The organism is Pseudomonas gingeri (genome assembly GCF_013385425.1).
Taxonomy (GTDB): Bacteria; Pseudomonadota; Gammaproteobacteria; order Pseudomonadales; family Pseudomonadaceae; genus Aquipseudomonas; species Aquipseudomonas gingeri_D.
On the sequence record NZ_JACAQA010000057.1, the window covers coordinates 1 to 8,865 of the forward strand.

Annotated in this window: 2 protein-coding genes and 2 pseudogenes; all 4 read right to left on the minus strand. The window is 52.0% G+C overall.

Annotation, left to right across the window (positions count from 1 at the left end; genetic code table 11):
• A pseudogene (locus HX830_RS31705) lies at positions 1-2,674 on the minus strand (hypothetical protein); the annotation flags it as partial.
• Between the two features lie 8 nt (positions 2,675-2,682).
• Positions 2,683-4,539: a hypothetical protein gene (locus tag HX830_RS31710; protein ID WP_177104779.1), complete on the minus strand. Its 1,857-nt coding sequence runs from the start codon at positions 4,537-4,539 to the stop codon at positions 2,683-2,685.
• Between the two features lie 12 nt (positions 4,540-4,551).
• Positions 4,552-7,569, minus strand: a complete 3,018-nt coding sequence (locus HX830_RS31715; protein ID WP_177104780.1) for a hypothetical protein — start codon at positions 7,567-7,569, stop codon at positions 4,552-4,554.
• 52 nt (positions 7,570-7,621) lie between these two features.
• A pseudogene (locus HX830_RS31720) lies at positions 7,622-8,865 on the minus strand (hypothetical protein); the annotation flags it as partial.

Below are 8,865 nucleotides of genomic sequence, written 5' to 3' on the forward strand. Positions count from 1 at the left end.
CCACGCGGGCGCTGGTCTTCAGAACGGCGGGAGACAGCTGCTTTTTCTCGATGGCGGTCTTGGCACGACCGAGGTTTTCCTGGGTCTCTTGCAGGTGTATCAAGGACGTCGAATCCTGCAGCAACGCCTTCTTTCGTTTCAGACTGTTTTCCAGCTGATCGATGGCGGGAAGAATCTTGGTTTCCTCGCCTGATTCGAGCAGCGCTCTCAGGTCTCGCGTCGACACGCCAAATTGCTCGCTGCCCAAAAGACTGAGATAGAGGGGTGCGCCAATCACTATTGCCCTCATGGTCAAAGCGTTAAAGTGCTGCTGAACCTTAGTGAAGATAGAGTCCGGCACACTACTTTCAGGGGACATGTGAATCCTGTCCACCTCAATCCCTGTCATCTCCCTGTACTCTTGCTTGGTAACGACAAAGAGAATCTGCGCCAACTGCTGACTGTAGTAGGACGTCGTTGCATAATTATCAGGTTGCACACCATACAACGGGGAATAGTGCGCACTGTAGAACGGGAAATCCTGAAACTCCCGATAGGCAATACCTAAATGCTCACGAAAGCCCTTGAGTATCAACTGCCGTTTGTAATGATATCCAGGATCGAACGGATCAATCAGAATCTTGATTCTGTTTTCTGCTCTCAAATCCTCCAAGGCCCTCTTGTACTGTTGACTATTGACCTTCGCATCGGCATCAATGGTTCCATCCGGTTTGCGAGAGAGATAGCGATTTTTTATTTCCGCATAATACCCGTGCAACTGGCGCATGGTTTCAAATGTGTTGACCCGTAAAAATGCTTCCGCGCCCTTGGGCCTGATGGAAACCATCTCATAAGCCAAGTGTTCCATACGGGCAATGTGCCGCGCCTCTGCCAAAGGCCCAAGCAGCAAAGACGGCATTTCACCAATCGCAACTGTCTCAGCCCTTCTCCTCTTTCGTTCCTCTTCCAGATCGCGCTCATAAACACTATAACCAGACGCTTTTTCCTGCTTGGCCTGGTCAAACTCAGCCTCTGATACAACACCGCCTTGAAAAGCCTCCTTGACCAGACCGGCGACGGAAAACACATGGGTTTCCTGCAAGAAGCGCTGAACCGCGGGCGCAGCAAAATCCCAAGCGCCAGTCTTCGATATAAAATCAATAAACTCGGCCGATTGCATCTCCTTCATGATTCTTAGCACGACACCCGGAAGAGGAGCCATTCTATCCTTGATATCCGTCGCATTGAACGGTACCAGGCCTGAGCTTGCGGACGCCACCAAAGAAGCGTGAGGACTGCAAATAACGGTTATATTCGGGATCCAGCGTCTTTCTACACCGTCCCCGCCCCGTACATCAAAGCGCCCCGCCTCCAGGCAGCGCTCGACAAAAAGCGCCGCGACATACTCCGCCATGGCCTTGGGGAAATTACACGCGGCAAAATTAAGATACCTGATTTCCTTGAACCTGGCAGGTTCCCTTCCAAATACGCTCGTAACATTACTGTATATCCAGCCGGCTACTCTCTCAGCACTGGAGACGCCGGCCAAACCAAAAATATCCGCATGACCGACGATGTTGATGATGCCGTCAAACGGAGCACCTGCCGCCCGTGGGCTGATGTAATCAATCGATAGGACATTAATCGGACTGGGTCGGCCGCGACCGAAGAACGTATCGATATCATGTGATCGCGCCTGATGGTAGCTGCTGATGCTGTGGACGCCCAAGTCCTGATCAAGCCCAATCAACCGATCCAGATTTTCCTTTCTGAAACGTACAAACTCCTTATCCAGATTGCCGATATATCGATGAGCGTCCTCTGGATCCATGGGGATTGCCGCACTGGGGTTCAAGACATCGACAATGGTGGGAAAAGCGATTGCACTGATCTGCCATTCGCTGCCATAGATCCGTCGAAATACCTCTTTAAACGAAATGGAGAACTTGATTAAATCATCGGGATCTTTCAACGCACCTCTATTTTTGTAGGAAAAATAAAAATCGATCAGCGTCAACGGATGTTGATTTTCATAGGTTATAAGTGATTGATACAGCAGGGTACTGGCAATATCCTCACCAATCAGCAGATTGAGCGACGTGCCCACAGCACGTTTCACACGCACACCCGGTCGGGAGGGGCTCACCGGTAAGTTGACACCCTGAAACACCCGCCATTTTTTTTGGACGACACCCAGATAATAGAGTGAGATCAACCCCTTCAAAAAGCTCAACTCTTCCCGCTTTTCAGTCAGGTGATTGCCCTCGGCCTTGGCCATTGCGATGAAATCCTTGAGCAAGGCCAAATGGACCCGCGCGTGCGCAACGCCCTCTCTTGCGGTCAACAAATCCGACTCAAGCTCCGAATAAGTCGCTCTTAGCGATTCATTCATCTCCCGCCAAAGCACAAAGGACTGAATATCCCGGGTAAAATCAAAGCTCCACTGATGTCGAAAACAGGGATAAATCACTCGCTGCTCCCCGCTCCCCTGGGTATAGATTTCGCCCAGGGTGTAAGTCTTCCCGAACAGCGTTGCCCTGATCGTTGTATCCTCCAAATAAAGACTTGGAAAAACAACCGCGTAGCGCTTCAAGACCTTCAGGATGGACTCAAGATAGGCCAGCTTTTCCTTGTCCAGCCCAGCGCCTGATATCTCATACTGATTCAGGCTGTAGTCAAACGATAACTTTTGCATACACCCACCTAAACCTTCAAAGATTTCTTATATTGTTCGACCAGAGGATTGAGCGAACCGGAAAAGCTTAAGTGGGCCAATGTTTTCACGTTATAGTCCTTGTCGACCTTATCCCCGACCGTCAGCCCCCCCTCACGGCGCCACAATGCACTACGCCAAAAACTCAAATCCTTGATCGAGATCATCGGGCCGCCTCCCCCTGTACTTCCCAGGCCGAGCGTCAGCATGACTTCATTGACGGTTTGATTGTCTTGAGGCTTGGTTTGATCGGCGGCGGGGGCAATCGCATACGTCAAAGAAGCGTCCAGCCCGCGGGAAAGATCGCTGTCAGTACGGGCAGCGCATACATTGAAGGCCTTTCGATCATCACTCAGAGAAAGCAGCAGGAAACACGGGAAATCCTTCAAGTCTATCGCCCCACGGTCGTTACCCTGGTCGTCATGGAAAACCATTTTCTCTTCATGACTCAGTTCCCCAGTCACTGAGTCGGCCTTCATTCGCCTTAGCATTTGCACAGTGAATACGATGCTGTTCTGTGGTACGGAGGTCTTGCAGGTGAGAACGCCAATATCGGCTCGACGGGTGTAAAGGGCCTTTTTATCTTCGTTCAGTTTGACCTGAAGCTGACTCATGGTTGCCTTCAGTTGCCCCGTCACCTCAAAATTCGACACCCGCAGCTGTTCCATAAAGAGCGGAAGCCTGCTCGCCAATGCACCGATCTTGATCATTTCCGCAAGGGTTCGATCTTTATAGTGAGCACCGGGAACAAAGGTCGCGGTCGGATCAAAACGCTCCACGTCCTCCACAATTTTCTTAAAGTTCAACCCGTATTGCCGCTTTGAAAAGACTGGCTCCTTGCGACTCCACGTATCAATCAACGAGCCGACCGTCGTGATCTCAAACAACCTCGGCTCCTTCAACAACACATTCAACATAAAACTGCCCGAGGCCCCTTGGCCTGCCGAAGGCGTTAAAGAAAGGGAGACTTTATTTTTAAATGCATCAAAGCACAGCCCCTGGGTCGTTTCGATATCGAAATGGGTATTTTCCACGGCGTAAAACAGCTCGTCATTGAGTGTGCCCCATCTGTTTTTCTGAAACGGATAATAGGCAGACAAGCGTTCCAGAGGTAATTGCCGATATCCAAAGCACTTCAATACCTGATCTTTTTCTTCCAGATAATCCCTGAAATTTTCCACCCCCTCCGGCTGGGCGTTGCCCACCCAGGCCGCCACTCTCTCCAGGCGCAAGGAGTGCTGACCATTTTTAATGGCCACGGGAATGGTATTGAACTGAAACTCACTAAAACCAGAGAAAAAATCATTAAATGCGTCACCGAAATCACTCAGGATATAGGGCGCTTCCGCGTTTTTTTTAGTGTTCCATACCTTGACGGTCGAGAGCCCCTCCCTGGTTTCCAGTTTGATGACACAGGGATCCTGATGGGAGAACATCAGCGGCTCGACTTTTCCCGAGACCATGCGGGTGGCGACTTTCACCGCGCTTTTATTACGCCGACTCGCCGCTGAAACCTTGCCCTCCTTATCTTCCTCCCAGACCCTGAGCATCAGATACAACTGATCGTTCAGGCAGACCAATGTAAAACTTCGGCCTAGCCGATAAGAAAGCACCCGTTCCTCAGCAGCCCCTGGCCGTTGTTCAATAACATAATGATCTTCTTTCTCTTCGCCCATCCAGATATTCGGTTTGGCGACAAGACTGGCGGAATCGGCATCATGGGCCTGCCAGACCGCGTGAACAGCGGTAAATTTGAACGTGAAGGCATAGTCCTTTTCTCCATAAAAAGGGCACGCTACCTTATAACGACCTTCGTTCATCTCCAAGAACTTGACTTGCGCAGACATCAGGGCTTCTCCTTATTCCTTTTCGACCACGTCATACTGGTTGATCTGATCCTTCAGATACGCCTTGGAGTGCTTATCCTCAGCCACCCTATCGGCCAATTGAGTAAAGCCTTGTTGAAGAGCCGGCTCCGGTAGAGCCGACTGGAACCGATAAGCCTCCTCTCGATGACTCAACTCCGACTGTTTCAAGAATTCAATCAACTGATCGGCGCTGAACATCCCCTCCTCAAGCAGCAGGCTGAGTCGTTTTTGCGCGGAGCGTTGCCACGCCAGAATGCCTTTCAAGCAAATCGTCAGCAGGTGCTCGTCCGTTTCCAGAAAAAAGAACAGGTCATCCTCTTTTATTTGCGCCGTTCTGAAACTGACAGCAGGGGCTGAAATAAAGTTGACCGCCTCTTTCTTTGTAGACAGGAAGAGCACCTTGTCCCCGCCCAATACATCGGAAATTTCAATAGTATTTCTATAACCGTTGGCAATCACATTGTCGGTTCCACCCTGGTTGAGGTAGAAAAAGTTCTCGGGTAAATTTCCGACCAGCTGGGTTTCATGCCGACCGCCATGCAGATAGGCCACGTCACCCCGCGCGATCAAAATATCCTGACCGTCTTCGCTGGGATAAAGGGGCGTATTGGCCTGCCCCAGAATGCTGTTGCGCAACACGTACTCTGTCTTGCCACTCCACTGACGCAGAACGGTTTTCTCACCCAGCGTTTCACGACTGAGGTCAACGTGTCGCCGCCAATGGACCTTTCCGTCGTTTTGCGACACTTCCAGGCTGTACCGGCGTCCCCTTATCTCGATTTCCAGAAACTCGCCGATCGGCTCCTTCAAGAAATTGACCAGCGTCAACGAGCCTTCCTTGAGCGACGTCTGGCGCCCCCCCAACCTGGCCAGAAGCACGGAATCCTGAGTCGCGGCCAGCTCCTTTTCAGGATCGACCAGCACGGCCCACTCTAAAACGATACTCCCCCAACGCTCATCCTCCGGCCCCGGGACCTGCATCGTGATGTGCTCCAGTTCGACCCCCATCAGCTTCAGACGAGAAGGCGCCATGCCCTTGCGAAGGTCTTCCTCCGCGGCGAAATCAAAGGTGGTGTGGGAGTCCCACATCAGATAAATCGTATTCGGTGAGCCGCGACCTTGAACCTTGCTGCGCCCCTGCCCCACATACAGGATGTTGGAAAAGAGCGGATCCAGTTCATATTCATGGTTGCCTTTCAGGCAGGGAATGTAGGTATACGGATTGAATTTCCCTTCGACGGTCAGAAAATACGGTGCGTCATAAGTGCCCCCTTCAAACTCCCTTTCCGCGCGGTATGTGTAAGGTGAAGGGGTTGCCGAAAGGGCACTCTTTTTCATCCAGATACAGAGCACCAGTATTTCCACACCCTGCCACCAGGCGGGTGTTTCTTCGAGGCTGGCCTTTTTCAGCCAGGCGCTACTGAATAGCTTTCTTCCGCTTTTCGAATAGCCATGAACAGAGACATTCTTCGCCACCGCTTCGGGAAAGCCCCCGCGCATGAACACATCTTTCGCCATTCTTTCAAAAGAGAAAGGAATCTCCGTATAGGCCAAAACATGTTGTTCAAGAAACGCTTCCAGCTTGGAATCCTCGACCACGGGATCTATATCCAGGTCCTCATGGGGGAGATCCGCCCCTTGGGCAATCGCTGAAAATGTCAGCGCGCGATCAAAGTAAAAGTCAACTTCGGAGAAAAACACCTGATCCATTGCCGCCGAGGGAAAGAGAGGCGTCAGAAGGATTCGATAATAACAAACCGAGGTATTTTCTTTTAAAGGGTCCTTGATATCCAACTGAAAAAAGTAGGGATCGCCCTGCCTGTCCAAATTGAACAATCGCGTCGCGGCAGCGTCTTCGATGACTTTTCTAAAGTGACCACGACCTACATAGGGTTCCTCGCTCAACGGCTGATAATGTGCGTCGAGCATTTCATAGGAAAAATTGACAATTTCCGGTGGTGCCTGTTCAAAATACGCCAATCCCTTCATGCGTAAAAAAGATTCCTGATCAAGATAAGTGACCGATGCGAGCGACGCCATATCAATCAGCAGTCCATGCTCTACTTTCTTGACCGCCGTTGAAAGTCCAAGGTGGTGCACACTGTTATAGGACACCTCACTTCCCGAATCATAAAAGACCCTGAACCGAGGAAAATCGATATTCAAATACTTGAACAGGTCCTGGCTATTCAATAGACATTTCATCTCCAAAAAGTCGAGGCTATGGGTCTTGTTGATGGCCTTCATATCGATAAGCTGATGGCTTGACGCGCGAGCCATGATCAGCAGGAAATCTTTTTTTTCGTCCTCCAAAGAGCTGATCCGAGCGCCCCCACGCGTCGTAATACGGTAGGAAAACTGCAGGGAGCTCAAATGGAAGGCTGACGTCGGAACACTCGGAAGAATAACGAAACCTTTTGCTTTGGCTTTCTTTATCTCCTCAAAACTCAGATACCCTGTTGTCGGGATCGTCGGCCGCCCGTCATGCCGGGTCAGCTTGATTTCGTAATTGACCAGGGTGTCGCCTGGGTATCGATCGAGATCCGCCTCCTTCTCTGCATTGAATACCAGCGCTGTCGAGTCATAGGGCCGACTGGCGGCGCTCCCCAACATCACCGGCTGGTTATTCCCGGGAATAAGAAGTTCCGGCAAATCCATTTCCAGAACATTATATAAACGATTTCCGTAATAGAGATCAGGATTCAAGGTAAGGGTCTGGTTTTGCAGAATGAGCTTTAAATTATTCTCTATGTTCTTTCTTAGAATCAACTCATCATCTTTGACTTCGCTGACAAAAAAATTGCCCTCCAACGACACCTGCAGCTTGGCTTGATCACGATCCTCCACCTTGAACGATTGCCTGTTAACAGATGTTACCCGTGGGTCCAGCCGGGTGGTGAGATCATAATATCTCAGCGAAGTATCCGTCAGAATCAACTCGACCTTTTCCAGCTTCGAGTCCGCCGCGGCGGCATGCCCGGTAATCTTTATTACTTTCCTGTCACGCATCACTTATATTCCCTTAAAGTGCTTAAACTTTATTGAACCGTCAGATTCGTACCTAAACGGAAACTGCAAAACCGCTGACCGATGCCTGTATCTCAATCTCGCAACGGCGAACCTCCCGCCTTAGCAGCAGCAGCGAACGTCCCGTCGAGTTTCTCAGCGTGATCCGTGAGCCTTCCCCCACCACCGCCATCACGGGGTGGATTTCTCCGCTTTTGAAGCGGATATAGGCAGGCAGCTGGACGGTCCGCACCACCTGCTCCAGCGCGCAGGCGCCGTGGTCAGCGGCATTCACCAGGTCGAGCCGGAAAGTACTCTTGTCCTTGAACTTGATGACCTCCAGCGAAGGCAGGGACAGGTCCAACTCCGCCAGCGTTTCGCGGGCATCCTCCTGGCCGGACAGGTCCAGGCTCACTTGAGGCAAACGCAGGAAGGCCCCCTCGGGCACGATCAACTCCGTTCGGCTGCCAAAGTTCGAGTCAAAGTCTTTTGAGGTCAGTACGCTCTTTTTGAACTGCAGGGTGTAGGCGGTCTCGGGATGCAACCTGACCTGGTATTTGTTGAGGGCCTGCTCCTGCGGGGACTCTCCCGCTGCCCAGCCGAACGGATTGGCCTCCAGCAACAGGTGAGGTGTGGCGCCGAACAGCAGGATCGTCGGTATCGGACCAAAATCCAGCACCTCCAGCCGCGTACTCGGCGTGGAAGGCATCGTCACCATCAGCTTGCGCTCTCGCCCCCGGCGAGCCTCCCGACGGCGCAGGTACCAGCCCTTGTAGACCTGCTCGCTTTTGCCCTTGTCCTTGGCATCCGACCAAACGGCCAAATCAGCCGGAACAAGCCCCGCCGGCGACAACGTGTACCCCCTGGGCTGCTGGCGAACGCTGGTGTCCTGGCTCACCATCCCGATGTCCTTGATCGGGTTGGTCTGATCCTGATCGTCCACATCATTGATCATCGGCGTCAGAAGAAGATCGATACCTTCTTCATACAAGCCGCTGCTGATGGCACCTTGCGTGTAATCAGCGTTCCCCTCGAACAGCCGATCCGCCGCCTGGCGCATCTGCTGCTGGGTCAGGATCCCCGGCAGCGTCGAGGCGCCGAACAGATTACTGAAGAACAGCCCCACCTTCTCATCCCAGCGATAATTCTCCAGCTGGGCGAGGCTGACGATGGCATTCAAGAGGATATTCACAACGGCCAGGGCCATGCCCACAAGGATCAGAGCGACTCCTACCCCGGGCACGCCAATCAGGATAAATCCCGCCAGGCTCACACCGAACGAGGCGCCATCGATCACCG